Here is a 24,713-nt window from a genome sequence, read left to right as displayed (position 1 = left end):
TCAGGCCGATATCCTTGAGATCCGATGAGGGGGGAGCGCTGCTTCCCCCTCACTGCATTCCGCCTAGTGCAAGTGCCGCAATTTATCGGGATTGCGCACCACATAGATGCCAATGATGCGCCCCGCCTCGATCTCGAAGGCCGTGGTCTGCAGCTCGCCATCGGCCTCGCGCGTCACGAACCCCGGCAGGCCATTGATGAGCGCTGTGCGCACAAGCTGCGAGCCATGCTTGCGAAACAGCACCGCCAGCGCCTTGTGAAACAGCAGCACATTGCGTCGCCCGAGAACCTCGGCGACCGCTGCCGAACGCTTGCCCCCGCCATCTGCGTGCATGCTGACATCAGCAGCCAACATCGCGCTGAGCGCGGTCATGTCGCCGGTGCGCGACGCCGCAAAGAAGGCGCTCGCGATCTCCAGACCCCGCTGCTTCTCAACCTCGAAGCGCGGCCGCGACTGCCGCACGTGGTCCCGTGCCCGAGCGGCAAGCTGGCGACAGGCCGCCGGCTCCCGATCGATGGTGGCGGCGATTTCCTCGAACGAGACGCCGAACACATCATGCAGCAGGAACGCCGCTCGCTCGAGAGGTGAGAGCCGCTCCAGTGCGAGCATCAGCGGCAGGGTCACATCCTCCTGCTCCTCCTCATCCTCGATGACCGGTTCGGGCAGCCATGGCCCGACATAATGCTCCCGCTGGACCCGCGCCGACTTGGCATGATCCAGGCAAAGCCGCGTGACCGTGCGGCGGAGGAACGCCTCCGGCTCGCGCACTTCGGCACGGTCGACCCGCATCCAGCGAATGAATGCCTCCTGCACCACATCCTCGGCATCGGCGACGGAACCGAGCATTCGGTAGGCGATCCGCACCAGCCGGGGACGCAGCGGATCGAAGCTGATCGCTGCATCCTCCCGCTGATGAGGGGACATGGGATGCCCGGCGCGCATCAGGCAGCCAGCTTGCGGGTCGCCGGCGTTTCGATCCACAAGTCGAAGCCGACCGCGAGGCGGTTCCAGCCATTGATGATGTTGATCAGCAGCGTCAGCTTCACCTGCTCTTCCTCGCTGAACTGGGCCGCGAGCTGTGCATAGGCTTCGTCCTTTCCGCCATGCCCTTCCGACAGACGCGTAAGCGCCTCGGTCCACGCGAGCGCGGCCCGCTCCCGTGCGCTATAGCATGGCGCCTCGCGCCAGACCGAGAGCAAGTAGAGGCGCTGCTCGCTCTCGCCCTTTTCACGGGCTTCGGCGGTGTGCATGTTGAGGCAGTTGGCGCACTGGTTGATCTGCGAAGCGCGGGCCTTCACCAGTTCCACGAGCGCAGGCTCCAGGCTGTCGTTGATGGCGAGCGAGGTCGCCATCCATTGCTTGATGAGCGCGGGCGCGGCGGTGAAGGGATCGAGGCGTGCGGTCATGATCGTGTCTCCTGTCCATCGGGTTTGCACAGGCATGACGAGTGGGCGGACGGCGATTGTGACATGGCGGGAAATTTTTTCTGCCGCCGGCGCAATGGCTACGCCGTCCGGTGCGATCGATGCCTAGACAGGGAGGGCAGCGGCTGGCTAGGACCGCGCATTCGATTCTGACACATTCCATCCGGAGACCTTGCAGACATGAGCGACAACATCGCCGCCGACCAGTTGCGCCTTCTCATCGAGCGCATCGAGCGCCTCGAAGAAGAAAAGAAGGGCATCTCGGACGACATCAAGGATGTCTATGGCGAAGCCAAGGCAACAGGCTATGACGTCAAGATCATGCGCCAGATCGTCCGCCTGCGGAAGCTGCCGCCGCATGATCGCCAGGAGATGGAGGCAATCCTCCAGACCTATCTGGCGGCCCTTGGCATGGAATAAGCCGCACGCGCGGCGAGAGGAGCGGAGAGATGGCCGATAATCCCTGGGGCAATGCCCCGACCGAGATGATCGTCACGACCACCAACAATATCGATGGCCGTACGGTGCAGCGTTATTGCGGCGTGGTGACCGGCGAGGTGATCGTGGGTGCCAATCTCTTCCGCGATCTCTTTGCCAGCGTGCGCGATATCGTTGGCGGGCGGGCCGGCGCCTATGAAGAAGTGCTGAGCCGCGCCCGCGAGGACGCCATGGCGGAAATGCGCCAGCGCGCCGCCGCAGCCGGTGGCAATGCGATCATCGGCGTGGACCTGGACTATGAAGTGCTCGGCTCGGGCGGATCGATGCTGATGGTCTCGGCCACCGGCACGGCGGTGCTGCTCACGGACCCGGCCTGAATTGACGCCAGCCGAGGCGCCGCCGCTCAAGGCGCAGTGGGCGCCAGCGGCTTGAGCTTTCCGCGATTGAAATCCGGCACCGGAATGGGCGCATCGAGCATGGTCCACTGCGCGCCGACCAGCGCCAGCCAGCTCGTATAGGGATGCCAGTTGCCGTCCCGGCGCTGTTCCCACTGGCAATCGAAGGCGCCGGGCGCCTCGCTGGTTTCCACGCAGGTCACGGCGCGCAGATCACCGGCATCCACTTCTCCGCTGCCATGATCCCGCAAGGCATGCGAGAGTGCGTCCGGACTTGGTGCGGGTGACGCGGCAGGTGCCTGTGCCGCCAGCGGCGCCGCGACCGGCAAGGCGAGCGCGACCAGCCCGGTCAGGACCGCCATGGCCGCGCCGCGCACGACGCCTGTTACTCCGCCGCCTTGGCCACGCCGACCAGAGCCGGGCGCAGCAGGCGATCCTTGATCATGTAGCCGGCCTGCATCTCCTGCACTATGGTGCCGGGCGCAGCCTCTGCCGAGGGCATCTCGATCATCGCCTGATGCTTGTTGGGATCGAGCGGCTCGCCCACCGAGGTGAACTTCTCCACGCCGTGCTTGCGCAGCGCGCTCTCCATCTCTTTGCCGGTGGCATCGAGGCCGGCGATCAGCCCTTTCACCTTCTCGTCCGCGCGCAGCTCGGCCGGAATGGCCTCCAGCGCGCGGCTGAGATTGTCGGCCACGGAAAGAATGTCGCGGGCGAAGGCGGTCGCGGCATAGGCGCGGGTATCGGCCAGTTCCTTCTCCAGCCGGCGACGGACATTCTGGGTATCCGCGACGGCGTAGAGCGTCTCCTGCTTGGCGTTGGCCAGCTCTTCCTCCAGCGCGGCGATACGCGCGGCGGCGATCTCCTCGCGGCTCAGCGTCTCGCCCGCGCCCTCGGCGATGTCAGCGGCCAGGGTCTCATTCTCATTGTTGGTCTGGTCAGTCATGTCTTCCGTCATTTCATCAATCTGCTGAGGGTCTGTGCGGTGAAGTCCACCATGGGGACGACGCGGGCATAGTTCAACCGGGTTGGGCCGATCACACCGACCACGCCGACCACCTGCCCGCCGGGTCCGCGATATGGCGCTGCTATGACCGAAGAGCCGCTCAGGGAAAAGAGCTTGTTCTCCGAGCCGATGAAGATCTTGGTCGCGGCACCGGCGCGGGCGCTGTCCAGCAGGCGGGCGATCTCGCTCTTGCCCTCCAGCTCGTCCAGCAACTGGCGCACGCGCTCCAGATCGGCGGCGGATTGCTCGTCGAGCAGATTGGCCTGGCCGCGCACGATGAGCACGGGCCGGTCCTCGGTATCGCGACTCCACGCTGCCACGCCCCGCGCGACCAAATGGCGCGAAGCCTCATCAAGCGCCGTTTCCTCCGCTTCGATCTGTCCGCTCAGCCAGGCCTGCACCTCGCTCAGCGTGCGGCCGGTGGCGTGGGCGGAGAGATAATTGGCCGCTTCCACGAGCATCGATGGCGTCGTGCCCGGCGGCAGATCGACAATGCGGTTCTCGACGGTGCCATCCTGCCCGACCAGCACGGCCAGCGCCTGCCGGTCCGAAAGCCAGGCAAAACCGAACTGCTTGAGCAGCGTCTCGCGGCGCGGAACCATCACCAGCCCGGCGCAGGCAGACAGGCCCGAGAGCAGAGCCGAGGCGGCGTTGAGTGCTTCCTCGATCGGCCCTTCCCCGGTCAGCTGCCGCTCGATGGCGCGCTTCTCGTCCTCGGAGGGCTCGGCGACCTGCATCATGGCGTCCACGAACAGACGCAGGCCGGATTCGGTCGGCATCCGCCCGGCCGAGGTGTGCGGCGCAGCGAGCAACCCCGCTTCCTCGAGATCCTGCATCACATTGCGGATCGACGCCGGCGAGAGATTGAGCCCGCTCAACCGGCTGATCGTGCGCGAGCCGACCGGCGCCCCGGTGCCGATGTAGGATTCCACGACGACGCGAAAGATATCGCGCGCGCGATCGCTCAAAAGGTTGATGGGCGGGCCGGACATGCTCTGTATGTAGGACGGCGCGCGGCGCTGGCCAAGTCGCAACAGGGGCGCTAGAGCGCGGGCAAATTTCAGCAGACAAAAAGGACATGCTCATGCGCCCATCCGGCCGCGCCCCCGACGAAATGCGCACGATCGCCATGGAACCCGGCTTCACCGTTCATGCCGAAGGCAGCTGCCTCGTCTCCTTTGGCGACACGCGGGTGCTCTGCACGGCGAGCGTAGAAGAGCGGGTGCCCCCGTTTCTGCGCGGCAAGGGCGAAGGCTGGGTGACGGCGGAATATGGCATGCTCCCCCGTGCCACGCACACGCGTGGGTCACGCGAGGCAGCCAAGGGCAAGCAGTCTGGGCGCACGCAGGAGATTCAGCGGTTGATCGGCCGCTCGCTCCGCGCGGTGGTGGACCTTAAGGCACTCGGTGAGCGGCAGATCACGCTCGATTGCGACGTGATCCAGGCCGATGGCGGCACCCGCACCGCCAGCATCTCCGGCGCCTGGGTGGCGCTGCGGATCGCAGTGGACAAGCTGCTCGCCAGCGGCGCGCTGACCGCTGATCCGATCCAGGCCAAGGTCGCGGCGGTCTCCTGCGGCATCTATCAGGGCAATCCGGTGCTCGACCTCGATTATATCGAGGACAGCAATGCCCATGCCGACGCCAATTTCGTGCTGCTTTCCAACGGCAATATCGCCGAGGCGCAGGCGACGGCGGAAGGCGCGACCTATGACGAGGAAGCGCTGCTGCGCCTGCTGCGCCTCGCACGTATCGGCTGCACCCAGATCTTCGCCGCGCAGGACCGCGCCACGAGGCGGTGAGTTACCTCCCGTTCGTGTCGAGCGAAGTCGAGACACGGAAGGACTGTGCTGGACGTGTCTCGACTTCGCTCGACACGAACGGAAAGAGAGCGCTGAATGACCCGCAAACTCACACCCGGCAAGCTCGTCATCGCGAGCCACAATGAAGGCAAGGTGCGCGAGATCAGCGCGCTGCTCGGGCCTTATGGCATGGCGCCGGTGTCTGCCGGATCGCTCGGCCTGCCCGAGCCGGAGGAGACCGGCACCACCTTCGCGCAAAACGCCGCACTCAAGGCGCTCGCCTCCGCCACCGCCTCCGGCCTGCCTGCGCTGGCCGATGACAGCGGCCTCGATGTGGCGGCGCTGGGTGGACGGCCCGGCGTCTACACCGCCGATTGGGCAGAGCGGCAATGGTTCGAGGGCGAGCCCGGGCGCGACTGGTATATGGCGATGGGCAAGGTGGAGGGGCTGCTCTGCGCGCAAGGCCCGCAGGTGGACCGCAGCGCGGCCTTCGTCTGCACGCTCTGCCTCGCCTGGCCGGATGGCGAGACCGTTTTATTCGAGGGCCGCGTCGCCGGCAGTCTCGTCTGGCCGCCGCGCGGCGCGCAGGGCTTTGGCTATGATCCGGTGTTCCTGCCGACCGGGGCGACGCAGACCTTTGGCGAGATGCCCATCGAGGCGAAGCAGGCGGTCAGCCACCGCGCCCGCGCATTCGAGCAACTGGTCACTGCGCTGTTCTGAAAGGACGCCGCGCGCTCAGCGCCCCGCGTAATCGACCGACGCGCGGTGCCCGTAGACATTGCCCGCCGGATCGTAGCGGCAGACCAGCACGTCCAGCGTCGCCGTGGGGTGGAGCGCGCAGCCGACGCGGCGTGTGCCGGCCCAGATGATCTGTGAATAATGGCCAACATCCGCCCAATTGCCGCTGCGCGAAATGTCCGGCACCGGCGCATCTAGGTAGAGCGCGCGCTCTTCCAGCCAGCTTGCCGCCATTTCCTCATAGGCATAGGCATCGCGGGTGCCGGCCCAGAGATTCTCGCCATAGTTGCCCGCGCCGCCGGATTTGTGATGGGCCGCAATCGGGTCCGGCTCCTGCGCCAGCCGGGTGGCGCTCTGCGCCGCATCGGCCGCGAGTTCATCGCTCCACGCCAGCTTCGGCACGCCCCGCGCGGCGCGTTCGCCATTGTGAGCAGCCAGCATGATATCGCGGAAATGCGCCGCATCGCGCGGCATGGCAGCAGAAGGCGCATCGCCAGCCAGCACGGGCGCCGGCGTCAGGGTGCAGAGCGCGAGCAGGCCCATCGCCGCCCGCATACGCCGTCGCACCACTTCTCGCCCTTTGCCCGCGTCCATGTGCGTCCGCCGTTCCCCCTGCGGTTCCGGTGTGGAACCTAGCTCAGTATGAACGGTTGGGAAAACATTTTCTTCACCAATAAATTGCGTTAAATCATTGTTAATTAATATTTAACCATCAAACCGTGTCTTATTCGCCATGGGCTGACTTTGGCGCGCAGTCCGCTATAGCGGCGGCCATGGCCTCTCCCGCGCCGCTTGCCCTCTATATCCACTGGCCGTTCTGCGTGGCCAAATGTCCCTATTGCGATTTCAACAGCCATGTCCGCGATACGGTGGATCAGGAAGCGTGGCGCGCCGCGCTGCTCGCCGATCTGGCCCATGAGGCCGCGCTGCTGCCGGGGCGGACGCTGGGCAGCATTTTCTTCGGCGGCGGCACGCCCTCGCTGATGCCCCCCGAGACGGTGGCCGCCCTGATCGATGCGGCGACCGGGCACTGGGCGGTCGCGGACGACATCGAGATCACCATGGAGGCCAATCCGAACAGCGCCGAGGCCGCGCGGTTCGCGCAGGTGGCCTCTGCCGGCGTCAACCGCCTCTCGCTGGGCCTGCAGGCACTGGACGATCATGCCTTGCGCTTTCTCGGGCGGGCGCACGGCGTGGACGAAGGCCTCAGAGCGCTGGCGGCAGCGCAGGCTTGCGTGCCGCGCGTCAGCCTCGACCTCATCTATGCGCGCCCCGGCCAGAGCGAGGCGGACTGGGAGCGCGAACTGGCCCGCGCGCTCAGCTTCGGCACCGATCATCTCTCGCTCTATCAACTGACCATCGAGCCCGGCACGCGGTTCGAAACCGACGTGCGCCGGGGCACGCTGGTGCCCGCCGATGCGGACCATGCCGCGACGCTGTTCGAGTTGACGCAGGCCATGACGCTGGCGGCCCGCCGCCCGGCCTATGAAGTCTCCAACCATGCCGCGCCCGGGCAGGAGAGCCGGCACAACCTCGCTTACTGGCGCTATGCCGATTATACCGGTGTCGGTCCCGGTGCGCATGGTCGGCGCGGTGGCATGGCCACCGTGCGTCATCGCAAGCCCGAGAACTGGATGGCGGCACTGGACCGCAATGGTCATGGCCTCGCCGAGGAGCGCGTGCTGCCCGCCGGCGAACAGGCGGCCGAAGCGCTGATGATGGGCCTACGCCTTGCCGAAGGCATCGATCTGGCCGCGCTCAGCCAGCGCACCGGGTTGGACCGCCGAGCGCTGGTGGACGAGCACGCCATTGCAAAGCTGGCCGGCCATGGCTTGCTGGAGCAAACCGGTGAGCGCCTACGCGTCACCCCGGCCGGAATGCTGCTGCTCGATGCCATTCTGGCGGAGATCGTAATCGCAGGCTGAGGCGACCACCCGCCGCCCTCATTAACCATTCGACCATTTGGGTTAACTCGTGAATAATGGCCACAGTCCTTCCCACCCGAGTCAGCTCATCTGAGGGAAGGCGTCAACTTCGTGGGGGAGTAGACATGGCCTTTCCAACCATTTCCGAAATCGCATCGCGCCGGTCCGGCGTGATCATCGCTGCTTGTGCGCTGGCGCTGCAAGGGAGCGCTACGCAGGCCCTGACAATCGCCAGTCTTAAGGGCCAGGGCCTCGATCACATCTATGGCAGCTACGCGCCGCGCGGCGATTGCAGCGCGGAGCCCCGCGTCACCATCGACGACAAGGGCATGACCTTCCGCGCCCATGGCCGCACCGTCACGCCGCCGCGCGTCGAATATGCAGTGAGCTTCATGGGGCCGAGCTATGAGGGGATCACGGCCGTGTTCATGCCGTTCCCGATCAGCCCCAGCGATTCCGGGCGCGTCTATATGTACGTCAATGATGACGAAAAGGCCGGGGTCATCCGGTTCGAGGACAATCTGATGCGCGGTCAGAGACCTGACCCTTTTCATGCCGCCTTTACGGCAGGCGGATTGTTCATGCTCTGCAAGAGCAGCGCGGCCGTCGGCACGCCAGCCCCGACGCCGCCCCGACCAGCGGCAACACCGGCCGCCGCCGTAGAGGGCATCCCGGCGGAATGGACGAACCTCGCCAGCCTCGTGGGCAAATATCCGGGCAGCTACGCCAAAGATAATATCGATCTGCTGGATCGCGGCGCCGTCGCGACGGCGCTCAAGTCCCGGCTAGGGCCGAAGATGGACGTGCTGCGGACCAATCTCTCGGTCGTCACCCCGCTCAAGCGCGTCGGGAATTATTATTATCTCTCCGGCAACGCCCAGCACAAGGGCGGCGAGGAGCAGGCCTATATCATGATCGACCCCGCCCGGCGGGCGGTGCAGGTGGGCCTGTGGGAACGCGGCAAGCTGAGCGTTTACGCCCCCGCCACCGGTACACGGCTGCCCGTCGCGCCCGAGATCAAGACCCTGCTTGATAACAGTCCGCCCGAGACGGCGGTGGCCCTGCCCGGCACGCCGTGGGAAGTCGTGCCCGTCGCCGGGCGCGCGCCCATGGCCTATGTCAGCGCCGCAGCATCCCCCAACATCGAAGCCCTCAGCCTCTATTGCGAGGGCGGGAAGCCTTATATGGCGATGCTGCTCAACAAGCCGACCGCCGGCAACGCCTTGACGATGACCTGGAATTTCGCCGGCCGTCTGGTCAACATTCCCGTCCAGCGTGGCAGCGCCAACGGCACCCACTGGATCGGCGGCATCACCGGCACACCTTTGGTGCCGCTGCTGACCCAGCAGAAAGGAACGGCGATGCTGCGGATCAACGGCAGGCTGGAGGGCGAGGCATCGCTCAGCAATGCGACGATGGCGCTGCGCGCGGCCTTGCGGGGCTGCGTGAAAATGTGATCCGACAGGGGGCGGATGACCTCGCAGGCCATCACTCCCGCCACTTCCCCCGCCCGGCTTTTACCGACGCGCGCTTGGTCTTGCCCTCAACGCGGCGCACCTGCGAGGCTTTGGTGGGCTTGGTCGGCTTGCGTTTCTTGGGCACGATGGTGGCCTGTGCGATCAGATCGCACAGCCGCTGGCGCACCTCGCGGCGGTTCTCGAACTGCGAGCGCGAGCCCTCGCTGCGCAGGATGAGCACGCCCTCCCCCGTCATCCTTGCGCCCGCCAGCGCTGCGAGGCGCACCTTGACCGCCTCCGGCAGCGACGGCGAACCGGCGACATCGAAGCGCAGAATGACCGCGCTGTCGGTGGTATTGACATGCTGACCGCCAGCCCCGGATGCGCGCGTGGCGCTCTCGAGAAGCTCGTCCTCATCGATGCTGATCGATCGCGTGATCTGGATGCGCGGCATGGCCCCTCATCACCCGGCGCGGGGCACTGTCGCAAGAGCCAATCGCTGCCGGGCCTGACGATCAGTTTCCGGTGGTGGGGGCGCCGGGAGACAGCAGCGGCGCCTCACTCGGCACCGAAGGCGAGGACGCGGCGGGAGGCGGGGCCGGATTCGCAGACGCGGGCTGCGATGTGGTGCGTGCAGGCGCGGATCGGACCGGCGGCGGTGAGGCCTGCCGCTCGCTCCGCGCTGCGGGCCCAGGTGCGGCTGTCGCGGCGCGTGGCTGCGCCTGTGTTCGAATTTGGGCCGGGCGCGCGGCAGGACTAGGCGCCGGCGCAACCGCCGACGCCCGGGGCGCGGCGGCGTCAGGCAGAGAACTGGCGGGCGCAGTGCTGTTCGCGGCGGCCTCGGGCGCCGCGCCCTCCACCGCAGCGGCGGGCTCGCTCGAGGGACCGAAGGCGCCCAGCCGCTCGCCGAGCATGAGCGCCCCCGCCGCAAACAACGCCAGCGCAATCAGCCCGACCAGGCCCATTGCGGCGATCCACACCGTCCCCATCCGGCGGACGTGGCGGGCGGAGGTCATCGCCGCATCGCTCAGCTCGCCGGAGAGAGAAACCTCGGTCCAATCCGTCATTGCACGCCGCATCGCTCCAGCCAGTGGGACCGTGAGCGCAAGGCCGACGAGCGCCGCCAGCAGCGCCATCATCATGCCGCCGAAGAAGGTGAGCGCCACTTGCGGGAGGGCATCCGGCCCGAGGCTGTCCCGCGCGAGCAGGCTCAGGCACAGGCCGCCTGCATTCAGCAGAACCAGCATCGTGAGCGCCCAGCGATAGAGCGCGGAGGTCTCCTCCACCAAGCGCGTCATGCCGGTGCCAAGCCGCTCGACGCCACGGCGCCCGACGTCCCGGCCCAGCGCCCGCATCTCCTCCACTTCGCTCACGCCTGTCTGCCCGATCGGCTCCATGGCTGCTTCCCCGTTTCGTTAACCGCCCGATAATCCAGCGCCTGAAGACCATGCGGCGGCCCGATCCGCAAGAGCCAAGAGGCTGGCGCGGGGGACAAGCGGCACCTAAATGGCAGGCATGTACGATTTTTCTCCCGCGACGGGCAGCGACAAGCCCGCTCTTTATGCCGATCTCCTCGCTGCGGCGCGCGCGCTGACCGAGGGCGAGCCGGACGCCATCGCCAATATGGCGAATGTCGCGGCGCTGATCTGGCAATATGTCCCGGACCTCAACTGGGCCGGCTTCTACCGGCTGGTGGATGACGTGCTGTTGCTCGGCCCGTTTCAAGGCAAGCCAGCCTGCATCCGCATCGCGCTGGGCAGCGGCGTGTGCGGTACGGCTGCGGCGACCCGGCAGATCCAGCGCGTCGAGGATGTCCACGCCTTCCCTGGCCACATCGCATGCGATGCCGCCTCCGCATCGGAACTGGTCGTGCCGGTGATCCACGAGGGCGCGCTGATCGGCGTGCTCGATCTCGACAGTCCCCGCCCCGCCCGCTTCGACGAGGCCGACGCCGCCGGGCTGGGCGCGCTCTGCGCGGCAATCGCCCCCGCTCTGGCAGGCTGACGCACGGGCCTTTCGGCTGATCCACTTTGGGACGCGCGACGGGGCGAGCGGACTCGCCAAGCCGCTAAGGCATTGATAGCCTCCCCTTATCGCTCGCACCAAGGCGCATGGCCGCAAGGCGCAACATCGCGGCCAAACGCCAAGAGCGAACTGGAACCGGGGGGCTTTCCAGCAGGGGTCCGGCAGCTTTCGAGCGGCCGGACCCTTAGCGTTTATGGACGGGTGGCGTGCACGAGGCGCTCTTGCACGAAAGGGCGGCTTTTCGATTGTAAATGCGAAAGCTGCCCTTGCTGACACGACGCCAATGCAGCCCGAACCTCCGTTCGTCCTGAGTAGCCGCTGAGCTTGTCGAAGCGGCGTATCGAAGGACTGCCCATGCGCGGGGATACTTCGATACGGCTCTTCGATTGCGCCTGCGGCGCTACTCAGACCCTACTCAGCACGAACGGTGAAGGTCGGAGATGCCTACCTGCTCCCCATTGGCGCCCCTCCCAGCGCAAGTCGCCGCGCACCCTCGACAAGCCCCTCCAGACGGCCGCAGGCCGATTACTTAAGCACGCGCCCCTCATGGTCGCGAGTCAGGCTCTGTTCCGGGCGGCCGGCATTCGGGGCATCGGACTGGCCAGCCGGCAGCACCAGCCGCTCCCAGCCGGCACGGCCGAGCTTTTCCATCGGCTGATAGCGGACCTTGTAATTCATCCGGTCCGAGCCTTCGACCCAGTAGCCGAGGTACACATAGGGTAGGCCGGCGCGTTGGGCGCGCAGGATGTGGTCGACGATGATGTAGCTGCCGAGGCCATTGCGGCCTTCCAGCTCCGGCTCGAAGAAGCTGTAGATCATCGACAGCCCGTCGCCCTGCTTGTCGGTTAGGCAGGCGCCGATCAGCCGACCGGGGCGGCCGTCTTCCCCCGGTTCGCGATATTCGATAAGATAGGTCTCGACCGGCGTCTGCTCGACCATGTCGGCAAAATCGATCTCGTCCATCTCAGTCATTCCGCCAGTCGGGTGGCGGGCGGCGAGATAGCGCTGGAGCAGCGAGAATTGCTCGTCGGTGGACCAAGGCTTGCACGCCCGCACCACCAGGTCGCTATTGCGGCGCACGAGGCGGCGTTGGGTGGCGTTGGGCTTGAATTCGTTCGCCACGATCCGCACCGAGACGCAGGCGGTGCAATCCGCGCAGCTCGGGCGATAGGCGACGTTCTGGCTGCGGCGAAAGCCGATGCGGCCCAGCGCGTCATTGAGCTCGGACGCGTGCTCGCCGGTCAGTTCGGTAAACACCTTCCGCTCCGTGCGCCCAGGCAGATAGGGGCACGGTCCGGCATTGGTCATGAAGAACCGCGGAAAGCGGAAAGCAGCGCTCACATCAACTCCCAGCGGCCCGGCAAAGGCCCGTGATTCAATGGCTCAGGAGACTATGCCTCTATCCCCCCAGTGTGAAAAGAGCATTTACCACGGATTTTTCGGTGCCCGAAGGGGCAGGCTTCGCGTTGCGCGACAATCACGAGCCTTGCTTCTCGCGCCATCCTGATCGATAGTAAGGTAACGAATAATGGAGAGCCTGCCATGGTTATGCTGACCGATGCCGAACAAGCCATGCTGGACGGAGAGTCCGGCGCCGCGACGCAAAAGGCCATGGAACTGCTGATCCGCTATGCCGACGCGCTCGGCGCGGAGCGTTTCGTCGAGACAAACAACGTTGCCGGCGTGCCCGGCTCCGCCCCGCAATGGGTGAAGGATTATTATGCCGCAGATGGCGGAGATTATCGCGCCGTTTTTTCCCGCTTCGATCTCGACAGCGACGAAGTTGTGGAAGTGCCGCGCATGAACGCCTTTTCGTGCCATCTGCAGGGCGGCATGGACCCCACGCTCTGGCAGGAGCAGGGCATGACGACGGAGGCGCACGACAATTTCGTCTCTGACGAGGCGGAAGTCGCCGCCCACGGTATCCAGATCCTCAAGACCTGCACGCCCTATCTCGCCGGCAACGTGCCGGTGATGGGCGAGCACTGCGCGTGGATGGAATCGAGCGCGGTGGTGTTCGCCAACTCCGTCATCGGCGCGCGGACCAATTGCGAGGGACGCGAATCCACCAGCGCCGCGATGCTGGCCAAGCGCATTCCCGACTGGGGCTTCCACCGCGACGACTTCCGCAAGGGGCAGCATAGCGTGGACGTGCAGGTGCCGGTCGACAGCATCTTCGAATGGGGAATGCTCGGCTATTTCGTCGGCGATGCCGTGCAGGATACCATCCCCGTCATCACTGGCGACATCAGTGAGGCGAGCCTCATCCGCCACAAGCATTTCGGCGCGGCCGCGGCCTCGTCCGGCGGCGTCGAGATGTATCACATGGTCGGCATCACCCCCGAGGCGCCGAGCGTGGAGACGGCCTTCGGCGGCGCGGCGAAAGGCGAGCGCTTCGTCTATGACGCGGCGGCGCGGCGGCGCATCTACGAGACGCTGAACAGCGTCGGCTCCAGCGAGGATGTCGATTATGTCATGCTCGGCTGCCCGCATTATTCCATCGAGCAGATTGCGCAGGTCTGCGCTCTGATCGAGGGGCGCAAGGTGAGCGCCAACAGCGCCTTGTGGGTGTTCACCAGCCGCGCGGTGAAGGCGACGGCGGATGCCAACGGCTATTCCAAGATCCTGCGCGATGCCGGCGCCTACCTCATGACCGACACCTGCTCGGCGATCAGCCAGGCGGTGCCCAAGGGCACGAAGGTCGCGGCGCTCGATAGCGCCAAGCAGGTGCATTATCTGCCCGCGATGATGGGCATCGAGGGCTGGTACGGCACCACCGCCGACTGCGTGGACGCCGCCTGTACCGGCAAGTGGAAAGGAGCCCTGGCATGAGCGACGTTCTGGACAAGCCCCGCCTTATCATCCGGGGCCGCGCCGTGGTGCCGGGCATCGCCGAGGGCGAGGCGCTGGTGACGCGCGAGACGATCTCCGGCTGGGGCGGCGTCAACCCGATGAGCGGCACGGTGATCGAGAGCCGCCATGAGCTGAAGGGCCAGAGCTTTGCCGGCAAGGTGCTGGTCTTCCCCGGCGCCAAGGGCTCCTCGGGCTGGTCGAGCATCTTCCACATGTCCAAGCTGCGCGGCGCCTCGCCGGTGGCGATGGTGTTCAACATCATGACCACCAAAGCCGCGCTCGGCGCCGTGGTGATGCGTACGCCGACGGTCACCGAGTGCGACCAGGACCCGCTCGACGCCATCCGCACCGGCGACTGGGTGCGGGTGGATGGCGATGCCGGGACGATTATGGTTTGGGATCGCAGGCCGGGGTGAACGGCGGGTGCGGATCGGCCTTCCCGTGATCCTCATCCTTGGTCATTCCCGCGAACGCGGGAATCCAGCTTCGACACTGCCCCATAGCGCAAGCGCTGACCTGGATTCCCGCGTTCGCGGGAATGACGAAGAGGAACCGGGCGTGAAGTTATCCGCGCAGGCTTCGGCTCGCTACCTCACCGCCGCGCCGTGATGCTCTGCGCCACGGCCTCGGCGACCTTGATGCCGTCCATCGCCGCCGAGAGGATGCCGCCGGCATAGCCAGCGCCCTCGCCGGCGGGGAACAGCCGCGCGACGTTGAGGCTCTGATAATCCTTGCCGCGGGTGATGCGGATCGGCGAGGAGGTGCGCGTTTCCACGCCGGTCATCACCACATCGGGATGATCGTAGCGCGCAATCTGGCGGCCGAAGGCGGGGATCGCCTCGTGGAAGGACTCCAGCACGAACTCCGGCAGGCAGGTGGCGAGGTCCGTCATCTTGACGCCCGGCTTGTAGGAGGGGGTGATGATGCCCAGTTCCGTGGAGGCACGCCCGGCGAGGAAATCCCCCACCTTCTGCCCCGGCGCGCAATAGTTGGAGCCGCCCGCGACGAAGGCCAGCGACTCCCAATGCCGCTGCAGCGCGATGCCCGCCAGCGGCCCATCGGGATAATCGCGGGCGGGATCGATGCCCACCACCAGCCCCGAATTGGCATTGAACTCGGCGCGGGAATATTGGCTCATGCCATTGGTGACGACGCGCCCTTCCTCGGATGTCGCCGCGACCACCCGGCCACCGGGGCACATGCAGAAGCTGTAGACGGTGCGCCCGTTCGCGCAATGATGGCTGAGGCTATAGGCCGCCGCGCCCAACACCGGATGCTTGGCGTAACGGCCGTAGCGCGCCTCATCCACCCAGGCCTGCGGATGCTCGATGCGCACGCCGAGCGAGAAGGGCTTGGGCTCGATGAACACGCCGCGCTCGTGCAGCATCTCGAAGGTCGGCCGGGCGCTGTGGCCGACCGCGAGGACGACATGATCGGCCTCAAGAAAACTGCCATCGTGCAGATGCAGCCCGCGCAGGGCCATGTTGCCATCCGGGCTGCGATCCAGCTCCAGCCCGTCCACCCGCGTCTGCCAGCGATATTCGCCGCCAAGCCCCTCGATGGTGCGGCGCATGCTCTCCACCATGGTGACGAGGCGGAAGGTGCCGATGTGCGGATGCGCCTCGGTGAGAATATCCTCCGGCGCGCCGGCGCGGACGAACTCCTCCAGCACCTTGCGACCGAGGAAGCGCGGGTCCTTCACCCGGCAATAGAGCTTGCCGTCCGAAAATGTGCCCGCCCCGCCCTCGCCGAACTGGACATTGCTGTCCGGGTTCAGCTGTGAGCGGCGCCAGAGGCCCCAGGTATCCTTGGTCCGCTCCCGCACCACCTTGCCGCGATCCACGATGATCGGGCGAAAGCCCATCTGCGCGAGGATCAGCCCCGCGAACAGCCCGCACGGCCCGGCGCCAATGACCACCGGACGCAGGCCGGACCAGCCCTCCGGTGCACGGGCGACGAAATGATAATCCGTGTCCGGGCGCGGGCGCACATCCTTGTCGCCCACGAACCGCGCCAGCACGGCGGCTTCGTCGCGCAGGGCGACATCCACGGAATAGACGAGCAGGATCGCACTCTTGCGCCGCGCATCATTGCCGCGCCGCACGACCTCATGGCCGAGCAGATCGCCCTGCGAAATGCCAAGGCGCGCTGCAATGGCGGGCGCGAGTGCATCGTCCGGGTGATCGAGGGGCAGGGTGAGACCGGTCAGGCGGATCATGGCCCGGCCCTAGCGCGTGTGGCGCGGGAGGGGAATGGGGGACGGGGATTTACCCTTATTCCAACCCTCAATTCTTACAGTATTTCGGGACTCAAAATATGCACGGTTTGTCGCTAGACCTACCTAGAACTGGGGGAACTAGTAGTGTCTGAAAGTGCAATCCATATCGTCTATGATGGCGGCGATGCCGCTAACCATACGATCGACGCTCGGCTACTTGGAAAATCCCTCCAAGGGATCGGGAGGATGGTTTCAGACTGCCTCTTTATTTTTGCCTTCGAGAGATTGCCTAACCGAAACGAGAAGGTGCCCCTTCTTCTGAAAGTCCACGAGCCTAAAAGAGGTTCATATGGCATGGATGGCCTGTTCGGCGAAGTGTCTACAGCCCTGAGTTATGGCATACCAATTATCGCTGCAATTGGTCCTGATATCCTCACCCACTACGTCACTGCGATAATCGACAAGTTCCGTGGAAAGGATGACACCGTGGAATTTGCGATTCAAAAAATGGCAGAGATGCACAAGGCGGCTTTGGGCGCCATGAGCAAATCCCAGCGGATGGCACACGAGAGTGTAGATCGTTCTGACGAGCGGCGTCACCGTGAAATAATAAGCTTACATGATGTTCTTCGCGCAGCGATCTCAGGCAGTGGACAAGCAGCGACCGATTATGTGGCTCCCGTGGGCCGGTCTGTCAGCACGGCAAGCTTCGTATCCGGCGACGCCAAGCCACTCATCGTGAACGCAGATGATGCCGAGGCGATAAGAGAATCTCAAAAGCTCGACTGGACTCCTCTGGGTGACCTAACACTCCGCACGGACGGCTTTCGTTTCCACACAAACGGCCTAAGCGTAGAAAATCCGGATGGAGGCTTCCTTATGGCGGAGGTACTTGACCCAGTTTTTGAGAATGAATCCAATCCCTACACTGTAGCTGCCGGCAAGCGCGGCGCAGTTGAGGTAACGGGGCGATTAGGTCGCAAAGCCGGGCGGGTAACTCGTATTCAGATCGTAGAATTTCTGCGACCAATTGATCACTGATCTCCGGCACGCTCATATGTATTTCGGTAACAAGTTCGGCAGAGAACCAGAACCATGAAAGAGAGACGAACTGCCTTAGCACTGTTGATCAGTGCCATTCTCCCGTTGACCGCGTGCGATAGTGCGTCTGCTGAGGGAATCCGGGACGGGAAATGGGAAATAACAGTTGCGAGACTGAACGTAAAAGGTGCGCCTCCAGATATTGCCACTCATTCTTTTTGCATTACAAAGAAGGAGGCGGAGTCGATTACTGTAAAATCTCTTCTATTCCATCGCTACCCTGCCGCACCAAAACACTTTGATAGCGCTGTAATGGAGAAAGGTCGTATTACCGGATTTACACGAGTTGACACACCAGAACGTGAGATCAAGGGAATCCCCGTAGAAGTAAATGGCCACTACGGTGATAGCAGCGTCACAGTTACCGAAACCATGCGGCTATATGGGTACGAAATAATAAGGACCTTCACTGGACGCCGCTTAGGCCCTTGTTAGCCTGCGCCCTCGCCTCACGTCTATCGGTCGAGAAATGACGCTGCGGATCATCTTGCAGTCGAGATCAATTCAGTCTCGTGCCATGGATGCTGAAACAAGTTCAGCATGACGCGCATGGGATTATGGGGATGCCGCGCGTGGAGTGGCGGAACCGTCGCGCGGGTGCGCTCTACTCCCCCTCCCCCTTCAACACCCCCGCCACCAGCGGCCCAACCCGCCCCACAATCGTCTCCACGCCTTGCGGATTGGGGTGGATGCCGTCGGGGAGCATGAGGGTGCGGTTGCCGATCACGCCATCGAGGAAGAAGGGGTAGAGCGGCGCGTCGTACTTCTTCGCGAGATCGGTGAAGATCGGATCGAAGGCCTTGGCGTAGGCCGCGCCCATATTGGGGGCGGAGACCATGCCGGTGAGCATGATGGGGATGCCGCGCTTTTGCAGCTCGGCGAGGATCGCATCGAGATTGGCGCGGGTTTCCTTTGGCTCCAGGCCGCGCAGCATGTCGTTGCCGCCGAGGCCGACGATCACGAGATCCGGCTTGCGCTCCAGCCCGTCGAGCGTGAAGGCGAGGCGCTGGCGGCCGGCTGCGGTGGTATCGCCCGAGACGCCGGCATTGACCACCTGCGCGGGCACGCCCTGCCCCCCCAGCGCGCGCTCCAGCACCGGGGCAAAGCCCTCGCGTGGCCCAAGATTATAGCCGGCGTAGAGGCTATCCCCGAACACCACGACCAGCTTGCGGTCCGCGACCGGGGCGCTGCGGGCGTCAGGGCCATTTGCCGTATTGGAGAGGGCTGCGGCGGCGTTATTGCCGGCACCAGCACCCCCCTGAGTGTCGGGAGTTTGTGGAGAACAGGCGAGCAGTGCTTGGACAAGCAGCAGTGAGACACCATAACGAGTAAACGTCTTTGCCACGCGAGGCCCTTTCCGCATGCATGCACCCATCGATGCCTCCCATATCGCCATCCGCGCCCGCAATGTCACCCTCTCGCTCGGCACGGGCGAGGCGAAGGTGGATATCCTCAAGGGCGTGGACCTGGACATAATGCGCGGGGAGAGCATTGCGATCCTCGGCGCCTCGGGATCGGGCAAGTCCTCGCTGATGGCGGTGCTCTCCGGCCTGGAGCAGGCGAGCAGCGGTAGCGTGAGCGTGGCAGGCACGGATTTCAGCACGCTGGATGAGGACGGGCTGGCGCGGGCGAGACGGGGCCAGATCGGCATCGTGCTGCAGGCCTTCCACCTGCTGCCGACGATGACGGCTGTGGAGAATGTCGCGGTGCCGCTGGAGCTGGCGGGGCTTGAGGACGCCTTTGCGCGCGCGCGTGCGGAGCTGACGGCGGTGGGCCTCGGCCACCGCATCGACCATTATCCCGCGCAGCTTTCCGGCGGGGAGCAGCAGCGCGTGGCGATTGCACGCGCGGTGGCGCCGGGGCCGCAGATCATTTTTGCCGACGAGCCGACCGGCAATCTGGACGGGCACACCGGTGCGGCGATCATCGACCTTTTGTTCACGCGTCAGCAGGCGAGCGGGGCAACGCTGATCATCATCACCCACGACCCCGATCTTGCCCAGCGCTGCGACCGCATCGTGGAAATGCGCGACGGGCTGATCGTGGAGGGCGCGCCCGCATTAGGGCGGCGCGCATGAGGACTTTGGGCCTGCGGGCGAGCTGGTCGATTGCCCGGCGTGACCTCAATGCGGGGCTGCGGGGGCTGCGACTGCTCTTCGTCTGCCTGTTCCTGGGCGTGGCGACGCTGGCGGCGATCGGCAGCCTGACGACCTCCATCACCAGCGAGATTTCCGCACGGGGGCAGACGATCCTGGGCGGCGATATCGAGGCGCGGATGAGCCAGCGCGAGGCGAGCGAAGCCGAGAAGCAGACGCTGCGCGCGCTGGGGACGATGAGCGAGACCATCCGGCTGCGGGCGATGGCGAATGCAGTGGGGGCCGGCGATACGGATGGCCCGGCGGCGGTGCTGACCGAACTCAAGGGCGTTGATGGCGCCTATCCGCTTTATGGCACGCTGCTGCTCCGCGCGGGGAGCTATGCCTCGCTGCCCGCCGACCGCATCCTGATCGGCGAGGCGCTGGCGGAGCGGCTGCAGATCAAGCCCGGCAATGCGCTGCGCTATGGCACCGCGACCTTCACCATCGCCGGCATCATCGCCGAGGAGCCGGACCGGGTGGGCGAAGGCTTTACGCTGGGGCCGGTCGCCATCGTCTCGCTAGAAGGTCTGCGGCGCACCGGGCTGATCCAGCCGGGCAGCCTCTATGAGAGCAAATATCGCGTGCGCGTGGCGCCGGGCACCGATGTCGAGGCGCTGCGCACGCGGCTGGAAGACGAGCAGGCCGAAGCGGGCTGGTCGTTCCGTGACCGGGAGAATGCGGCGCCGGGCACCAGCCGCTTCATCGAGCGGATGGGGCAGTTCCTCTCGCTCATCGGCCTCACGGCGCTGGTGATCGCGGGCATCGGGGTGAGCAATGGCGTCTCCTCCTATCTCGCGATCAAGCGCGGCGGCATCGCGACCTTCAAGGTGCTGGGGGCAACCTCGGCGGATATCGAGCGCATCTACCTGATGCAGATCGGCACGGTCGCGGCGATCGCCATTGCCTGCGGGTTGATCGCGGGCGCGCTGCTGCCGCCGGCGCTGATCGCCGTGCTGGGCGATGTTCTGCCGGTGCAGCCGGGCTTCCGCATCCATCCGCTGCCGCTCATCACGAGCGCGGCTTATGGCCTGCTGATCGCCTATATCTTCACCCTTCCGCCGCTCGACCGGGCGCGGACGCTGCCGGTCGCCGCGATCCTGCGCGCGCATGTCGAGCCGCGCAGCCGGCTGGACCGGCGCAGCGTGGCGGGCGTGGTGCTGGGCGTGCTGGCGGTGCTGGCGATTGCGCTCGGCACGGCGCGCGAGCCCTTGTTCTCGGCTGCAGTGCTGGGGGCGACGGCGGCGGTGCTGGGCGTGCTGCTGCTGCTCGGCTGGGGGATCAGCGCGATTGCCCGGCGCGTGCCGCGCCCGCGTCGGCCGCTCTGGCGCCTCGCCATCGCCAATCTCTATCGCCCCGGCGCGCAGACGTCCGCGCTGGTGATCGCGCTGGGGCTGGCGCTCACGCTGTTCGTCACGCTGGCCGGCGTGCAGACCAGCCTCACCGCCGAGATCGACCGGACGGTGCCGAAGAAGGCGCCCAACCAGTTCGTGCTCGATATTCCTTCCGATCAGCAGGCGCGCTTCCGGCAAATCGTAGCGAAAGAGGCGCCGGCGGCGGAGCTGAACGTGGTGCCGGCACTGCGCGGGCGCATCGTGGCTTATGCCGGGCAGCGCGTCGCCGACATGGAGGAACTGCCCGAGGGCGCCTGGTTCCTGCGCGGCGAGCGCGGCGTGACCTATAGCGCGACGCTGCCGGAGGGAAGCGATCTGGTCGCGGGCCAGTGGTGGACGCCCGATTATGCCGGTCCGCCGCTCATCTCGCTGGACGAGGAAGCGGCGAAGACGCTCAACCTCAAGATCGGCGACAGCATGACGGTGAGCGTGCTCGGCCGCGAGATCGAAGCCAAAATCGCCTCGCTGCGCAAGGTGAACTGGGACAGCATGGGGTTCAACTATGTCATGGTCTTCTCGCCCAGCGCTCTGGCAAGCGCGCCGCACAGCCTCACCGCCACCATTACCATGGACGAGGCGCAAGGCGCGGGCGTGACGCGCGCGCTGCTCGCCGCCTTCCCGGGCGTCTCGGTGATCGCGGTGGCCGAAGTGGTCGAGCAGATCAGCGGGCTGCTGGAGCAGATGTCCGGCGCCATCGTGGCGGCGGCCTCCATCGCCATCTTCGCGGGCGTTGCGGTGCTGATCGGCGCCATCGCTGCCTCGCGGCAAGCGCGCAGCTATGACAGCGTGATTCTCAAGACGCTGGGCGCGACGCGCTGGCAGATCCTCGGCACGCAGGCCATGGAATATGCCCTGCTCGCCGCCACGCTGGCGCTGGTTTCGCTGGCGCTGGGCATGGGCGCGGCCTGGTATGTTATCGTGCAGGTCTTCGAATTCGGCTGGGCACCGGACTGGGGCGTGGTGCTGGCGACACTGGCGGGCGGCGCGATCATCACGCTGGGCATCGGGCTGGCCGGATCGATCCCACTGATGTCGCTGCGGCCCTCGCGGGCCCTGCGGGAATTGTAAGAGTCCGGAATTTTGTCCACAACTTATGTAGACTTGTAGACACAAGTCCGCTTTACAGGCACCTATGGTCCAAATTATGGTTAATGCATCTCAGAAGCATGACCATTTAACGGATCATCAAACGGCCGATGAAGCATTCCTTGAGCCATTTGACAGGTCTTTTTGCGCTCTACGGCCTGCCGCGGCCATGGGCGATCGCAAAGCAGCTTTCGAGGCAATTCGCCTCGCTGGCTGAGTTGGTCCACGCTCCACCGGACGTCCTCAAATTGCGGGGCGCTTCGGAGGCGCAGATACGCGCGATCAAGGACTTTCGGAGCCTTCATCTCAGCGTGCTGGCATCCGAAGCGTTGAAGACCACGCAGCCCCTCGATGTCGAAAAGTTGAAGCGTCACCTTGCTGCGGAAATCGGGCATTGCCGGATCGAGCACTTCCATGTGGTCTATCTGAGCCAGCTCAAACACGTCATCGAGAGCCGTACTCATTGGTCCGGGGGATATGACAGCACCCCGGTCTATGTCCGCGAAATCGTCATGACCGCGATCATCCTCGGGGCGGCGCACATCATTCTTGCCCACAACCACCCCTCCGGCATCGCCGAACCCAGCAAGGCCGACCGGATCATGACGGACCAAATCTGCAAAGCGGCGCGCCCCTTGGACATTCATGTCGCAGACCACTGGGTTTTTGCCGGTCAGGCCGTCTTCAGCTTCGCCGGACACGGCCTGTTGTAGCGGGCGGGGTTGCGGCAATGGCTCGCAGGCCTGGCACGGCTGAAGGAAGCGGCTTCAGGCCATGTCGGCTGGCAGAACCTGCTGGGGATGCAGTCAGTCCACTTTGATGCTCTGTGGCCCACAGCAATATCTCAGAAAAGGCATGGGCAGTGAACATAGTGATCGCTATGATCGGCTTATGGAAAGCCCAGAAGACCGTGTGGGCTATGACCGCCAGCCTCCAGAGGAGGGCATTCCGAAAGATCGAAGTCGTTGGCTGCTGTTAATCAAAGAAATGCGGGCCGCCCATAGTTGCGGCATTTATGAAGCCGAGTGCCGGGCTTTGCAGCAGCCTGCCTGGAAACGATGGGTCGCGCGCCAAATCAATCATGACGCCGAATGTGCAAAAATGGCGCGCAGCCATATTCGCTATAACGGCGACAGAGCTCTGATCGCGGAAGACAATGGAAAGCTGATCGTCCGCAATGGCGTGGGTTCCAAATAGGCCCCCTTTCGCTCTCACTCCGTTGAAGAGCAGCATTGATTTCCAGCCCAGTCCAACCCTCTCCTGCTGGCAGGAGAGGGCTGACGGACCAGCTCAGAACAGCTGATCGAACGCCGTTTCCAGCCGCTTGAGGCTGGCAGGCACGTCCTTGAGCTTGTCGAGGCCGAAGAGGCCGATGCGGAAGCTGCGATAATCCGGGCCTTCATCCACCATCAGTGGCACGCCGCCGGCGACCTGCAGGCCGAGCGCGGCGAAGGGCTTGCCGGTCTGCATCGCGGCATCCTCCGTGAACACCACGACCACGCCCGGCGCGGCAAAGCCATCGGCGGCGACCGACCGCACGCCGCGCTCCGCCAGCATCGCCCGCACGGCATTGCCCTGCTCCCACTGCGCGGCGCGCAGCGTTTCGAAGCCGATCTGCTTGGTCTCCATCATCGCCTTGTGGAAGGTGCGCAGCGCATCGGTGGGCATGGTGGCATGATAGGCATGGCCGCCATTCAGATAGGCTTCCATGATGCTGTTCCACTTGGCGAGATCGATCGCGAAGCTGGTCGACTGGCGGGCGCGGCAGCGCTCCAGCGCGGCGGCATTCATCATCACCAGCCCAGCCGATGGCGGCGCGGACCAGCCCTTTTGCGGGGCGGAAATGAGGATGTCGACGCCGGTCGCGACCATGTCCACCCAGATGCAGCCCGAGGCGATGCAGTCCAGCACGAAGAGGCCGCCGACCTCATGCACCGCGTCCGCGACGGCGCGAATATAATCTTCCGGCAGGATCATGCCCGAGGCGGTCTCGACATGCGGGGCGAAGACGACGGCGGGCCGCTCGGCACGGATGGCGGCGACGACCTCATCGATGGGCGCGGGCGCGAAAGGCTGGTCCGCGCCGCCATTGCCGATGCGGCGGGCCTTCATGACCGTTTCCGACGCGGGGATCGATCCCGCCTCGAAAATCTGCGTCCAGCGATAGGAGAAGAAGCCGTTACGGATGACCATCACCTTTTCGCCGGTGGCGAATTGGCGGGCGACCGCCTCCATCGCATAGGTGCCGCCGCCAGGGACGACCACCGCGCGCTCGGCGTTGTAGACTTCGCACAAGGTGGCGTGGATATCGCGCATCACGCCCTGGAAAGCCTGGCTCATGTGATTGAGCGAGCGATCCGTGAAGACCACCGAATATTCGAGCAGGCCATCGGGATCGATATCGGGGCGCAGGGCGGGCATAGATGGTTCTCCTTGCTTCAGGCAGCGCATCCTGATGCTGCCCGTTCGTGCGACGGCGCTGACTCGATGCCACGCAATCGCCGCTGGCCGCGCATAGCGGGGCATGGTGCGGGATGCCAGTTGATCCTTCGCATCACCGTTCGGTGCTTGGATGAAGCGAAAGATGCAGATCGCGCTTGACGAAGTCCACAGGGATCGGCATGACGCTGTTAATGCGATTCATTGTCATTAGCAGATCAGTGCAGTCGCAACGCCTTCACCCGCGCGAACCCCTCTTCGCGCGGCGCGGACGTTCC

Annotated in this window: 26 protein-coding genes; 14 read left to right on the top strand and 12 right to left on the bottom strand. The window is 65.3% G+C overall.

Features of this window, described 5'->3' with window-relative positions:
• Positions 1 to 63: 63 nt before the first annotated feature.
• Both M2335_RS04120 and M2335_RS04115 read right to left on the bottom strand, forming a co-directional pair.
• Positions 64 to 924 carry a sigma-70 family RNA polymerase sigma factor gene (locus tag M2335_RS04120; protein WP_264593872.1) on the bottom strand — a complete coding sequence of 287 codons (861 nt, stop codon included), beginning with the start codon at positions 922 to 924 and terminating at the stop codon, positions 64 to 66.
• 17 nt (positions 925 to 941) lie between these two features.
• Complete coding sequence (locus M2335_RS04115) at positions 942 to 1,406, bottom strand: carboxymuconolactone decarboxylase family protein (protein ID WP_264577375.1); 465 nt, start codon at positions 1,404 to 1,406, stop codon at positions 942 to 944.
• A 198-nt stretch (positions 1,407 to 1,604) separates the two neighbouring features.
• Between M2335_RS04115 and M2335_RS04110 the strand changes: the two genes are divergently transcribed.
• Together M2335_RS04110 and M2335_RS04105 are read left to right on the top strand one after the other, a co-directional pair.
• Entirely contained in the window at positions 1,605 to 1,844 is a 240-nt protein-coding gene (locus M2335_RS04110) for a DUF2312 domain-containing protein (protein ID WP_181560613.1), read from the top strand.
• A 65-nt stretch (positions 1,845 to 1,909) separates the two neighbouring features.
• Entirely contained in the window at positions 1,910 to 2,239 is a 330-nt protein-coding gene (locus M2335_RS04105) for a heavy metal-binding domain-containing protein (RefSeq protein ID WP_264595355.1), read from the top strand.
• Between the two features lie 26 nt (positions 2,240 to 2,265).
• Here the strand turns inward: M2335_RS04105 and M2335_RS04100 are convergent, their stop codons facing one another.
• Genes M2335_RS04100 through hrcA form a run of 3 tightly spaced genes read right to left on the bottom strand, consistent with a single transcriptional unit; the run spans position 2,266 to position 4,255 of the window.
• A complete protein-coding gene (locus M2335_RS04100) occupies positions 2,266 to 2,619 on the bottom strand; it encodes a hypothetical protein (protein WP_264593871.1) in 354 nt (117 codons plus the stop codon).
• A gap of 23 nt (positions 2,620 to 2,642) precedes the next feature.
• The gene (gene grpE / locus M2335_RS04095; protein ID WP_413715579.1) at positions 2,643 to 3,203 is read right to left on the bottom strand and encodes a nucleotide exchange factor GrpE; all 561 of its coding nucleotides are present in this window, start codon (positions 3,201 to 3,203) and stop codon (positions 2,643 to 2,645) included.
• 8 nt (positions 3,204 to 3,211) lie between these two features.
• A complete protein-coding gene (gene hrcA / locus M2335_RS04090; protein WP_264572305.1) occupies positions 3,212 to 4,255 on the bottom strand; it encodes a heat-inducible transcriptional repressor HrcA in 1,044 nt (347 codons plus the stop codon).
• Between the two features lie 92 nt (positions 4,256 to 4,347).
• Here hrcA and rph point away from each other — a divergent pair, with 92 nt between their 5' ends.
• The gene (gene rph / locus M2335_RS04085; RefSeq protein ID WP_264593870.1) at positions 4,348 to 5,064 is read left to right on the top strand and encodes a ribonuclease PH; all 717 of its coding nucleotides are present in this window, start codon (positions 4,348 to 4,350) and stop codon (positions 5,062 to 5,064) included.
• Between the two features lie 96 nt (positions 5,065 to 5,160).
• A complete protein-coding gene (gene rdgB / locus M2335_RS04080; protein ID WP_264593869.1) occupies positions 5,161 to 5,784 on the top strand; it encodes an RdgB/HAM1 family non-canonical purine NTP pyrophosphatase in 624 nt (207 codons plus the stop codon).
• 15 nt (positions 5,785 to 5,799) lie between these two features.
• Here the strand turns inward: rdgB and M2335_RS04075 are convergent, their stop codons facing one another.
• Entirely contained in the window at positions 5,800 to 6,396 is a 597-nt protein-coding gene (locus M2335_RS04075; protein WP_264593868.1) for a CAP domain-containing protein, read from the bottom strand.
• A 179-nt stretch (positions 6,397 to 6,575) separates the two neighbouring features.
• Between M2335_RS04075 and hemW the strand changes: the two genes are divergently transcribed.
• Positions 6,576 to 7,727 carry a radical SAM family heme chaperone HemW gene (gene hemW, locus M2335_RS04070; RefSeq protein ID WP_264593867.1) on the top strand — a complete coding sequence of 384 codons (1,152 nt, stop codon included), beginning with the start codon at positions 6,576 to 6,578 and terminating at the stop codon, positions 7,725 to 7,727.
• A 125-nt stretch (positions 7,728 to 7,852) separates the two neighbouring features.
• Positions 7,853 to 9,184, top strand: coding sequence for a hypothetical protein (locus M2335_RS04065; protein ID WP_264593866.1), 1,332 nt, complete (start codon positions 7,853 to 7,855; stop codon positions 9,182 to 9,184).
• Between the two features lie 31 nt (positions 9,185 to 9,215).
• On the opposite strand, the gene arfB is transcribed toward M2335_RS04065, so the two are convergent.
• A complete protein-coding gene (gene arfB / locus M2335_RS04060; protein ID WP_264593865.1) occupies positions 9,216 to 9,638 on the bottom strand; it encodes an alternative ribosome rescue aminoacyl-tRNA hydrolase ArfB in 423 nt (140 codons plus the stop codon).
• Between the two features lie 61 nt (positions 9,639 to 9,699).
• Positions 9,700 to 10,581, bottom strand: coding sequence for a hypothetical protein (locus tag M2335_RS04055; protein ID WP_264593864.1), 882 nt, complete (start codon positions 10,579 to 10,581; stop codon positions 9,700 to 9,702).
• Positions 10,582 to 10,699: 118 nt separating this feature from the next.
• Here M2335_RS04055 and M2335_RS04050 point away from each other — a divergent pair, with 118 nt between their 5' ends.
• Positions 10,700 to 11,188, top strand: coding sequence for a GAF domain-containing protein (locus tag M2335_RS04050; protein WP_264595354.1), 489 nt, complete (start codon positions 10,700 to 10,702; stop codon positions 11,186 to 11,188).
• A gap of 546 nt (positions 11,189 to 11,734) precedes the next feature.
• Here the strand turns inward: M2335_RS04050 and M2335_RS04045 are convergent.
• Entirely contained in the window at positions 11,735 to 12,550 is an 816-nt protein-coding gene (locus M2335_RS04045; protein WP_264585756.1) for an arginyltransferase, read from the bottom strand.
• 201 nt (positions 12,551 to 12,751) lie between these two features.
• On the opposite strand from M2335_RS04045, the gene M2335_RS04040 reads away from it, so the two are divergent.
• Positions 12,752 to 14,041, top strand: a complete 1,290-nt coding sequence (locus M2335_RS04040) for an aconitase X catalytic domain-containing protein (protein WP_264593863.1) — start codon at positions 12,752 to 12,754, stop codon at positions 14,039 to 14,041.
• Positions 14,038 to 14,478 carry an aconitase X swivel domain-containing protein gene (locus tag M2335_RS04035; RefSeq protein WP_264593862.1) on the top strand — a complete coding sequence of 147 codons (441 nt, stop codon included), beginning with the start codon at positions 14,038 to 14,040 and terminating at the stop codon, positions 14,476 to 14,478. Before M2335_RS04040 ends, M2335_RS04035 begins: the two co-directional genes overlap by 4 nt.
• A gap of 176 nt (positions 14,479 to 14,654) precedes the next feature.
• Here the strand turns inward: M2335_RS04035 and M2335_RS04030 are convergent, their stop codons facing one another.
• Positions 14,655 to 16,280, bottom strand: coding sequence for an NAD(P)/FAD-dependent oxidoreductase (locus tag M2335_RS04030; protein WP_264593861.1), 1,626 nt, complete (start codon positions 16,278 to 16,280; stop codon positions 14,655 to 14,657).
• A 144-nt stretch (positions 16,281 to 16,424) separates the two neighbouring features.
• Here M2335_RS04030 and M2335_RS04025 point away from each other — a divergent pair, with 144 nt between their 5' ends.
• Positions 16,425 to 17,321: a hypothetical protein gene (locus M2335_RS04025; protein ID WP_264593860.1), complete on the top strand. Its 897-nt coding sequence runs from the start codon at positions 16,425 to 16,427 to the stop codon at positions 17,319 to 17,321.
• 664 nt (positions 17,322 to 17,985) lie between these two features.
• On the opposite strand, the gene M2335_RS04020 is transcribed toward M2335_RS04025, so the two are convergent.
• Positions 17,986 to 18,744, bottom strand: coding sequence for an arylesterase (locus tag M2335_RS04020; protein ID WP_264593859.1), 759 nt, complete (start codon positions 18,742 to 18,744; stop codon positions 17,986 to 17,988).
• Here M2335_RS04020 and M2335_RS04015 point away from each other — a divergent pair.
• The 4 genes from M2335_RS04015 to M2335_RS04000 all read left to right on the top strand — a co-directional run bounded on the left by M2335_RS04015 (position 18,743) and on the right by M2335_RS04000 (position 23,193).
• The gene (locus M2335_RS04015) at positions 18,743 to 19,459 is read left to right on the top strand and encodes an ABC transporter ATP-binding protein (protein ID WP_264593858.1); all 717 of its coding nucleotides are present in this window, start codon (positions 18,743 to 18,745) and stop codon (positions 19,457 to 19,459) included. The genes M2335_RS04020 and M2335_RS04015 overlap by 2 nt on opposite strands.
• Positions 19,456 to 21,978, top strand: a complete 2,523-nt coding sequence (locus M2335_RS04010; RefSeq protein ID WP_264593857.1) for an ABC transporter permease — start codon at positions 19,456 to 19,458, stop codon at positions 21,976 to 21,978. The genes M2335_RS04015 and M2335_RS04010 overlap by 4 nt, the downstream gene beginning before the upstream one ends.
• A gap of 128 nt (positions 21,979 to 22,106) precedes the next feature.
• Positions 22,107 to 22,709: a JAB domain-containing protein gene (locus M2335_RS04005; RefSeq protein WP_264593856.1), complete on the top strand. Its 603-nt coding sequence runs from the start codon at positions 22,107 to 22,109 to the stop codon at positions 22,707 to 22,709.
• 142 nt (positions 22,710 to 22,851) lie between these two features.
• Positions 22,852 to 23,193: a hypothetical protein gene (locus M2335_RS04000; protein ID WP_264577355.1), complete on the top strand. Its 342-nt coding sequence runs from the start codon at positions 22,852 to 22,854 to the stop codon at positions 23,191 to 23,193.
• Between the two features lie 93 nt (positions 23,194 to 23,286).
• Here M2335_RS04000 and M2335_RS03995 read toward each other — a convergent pair whose 3' ends face one another.
• Positions 23,287 to 24,417, bottom strand: a complete 1,131-nt coding sequence (locus tag M2335_RS03995) for an aminotransferase class V-fold PLP-dependent enzyme (RefSeq protein ID WP_264593855.1) — start codon at positions 24,415 to 24,417, stop codon at positions 23,287 to 23,289.
• Positions 24,418 to 24,713: the final 296 nt, after the last annotated feature.

The organism is Sphingobium sp. B12D2B (assembly GCF_025961775.1).
Classification (GTDB): Bacteria; Pseudomonadota; Alphaproteobacteria; order Sphingomonadales; family Sphingomonadaceae; genus Sphingobium.
The sequence above is the reverse complement of the archived record's forward strand: the minus strand, read 5'-3'. Positions and strand labels throughout refer to the sequence as shown.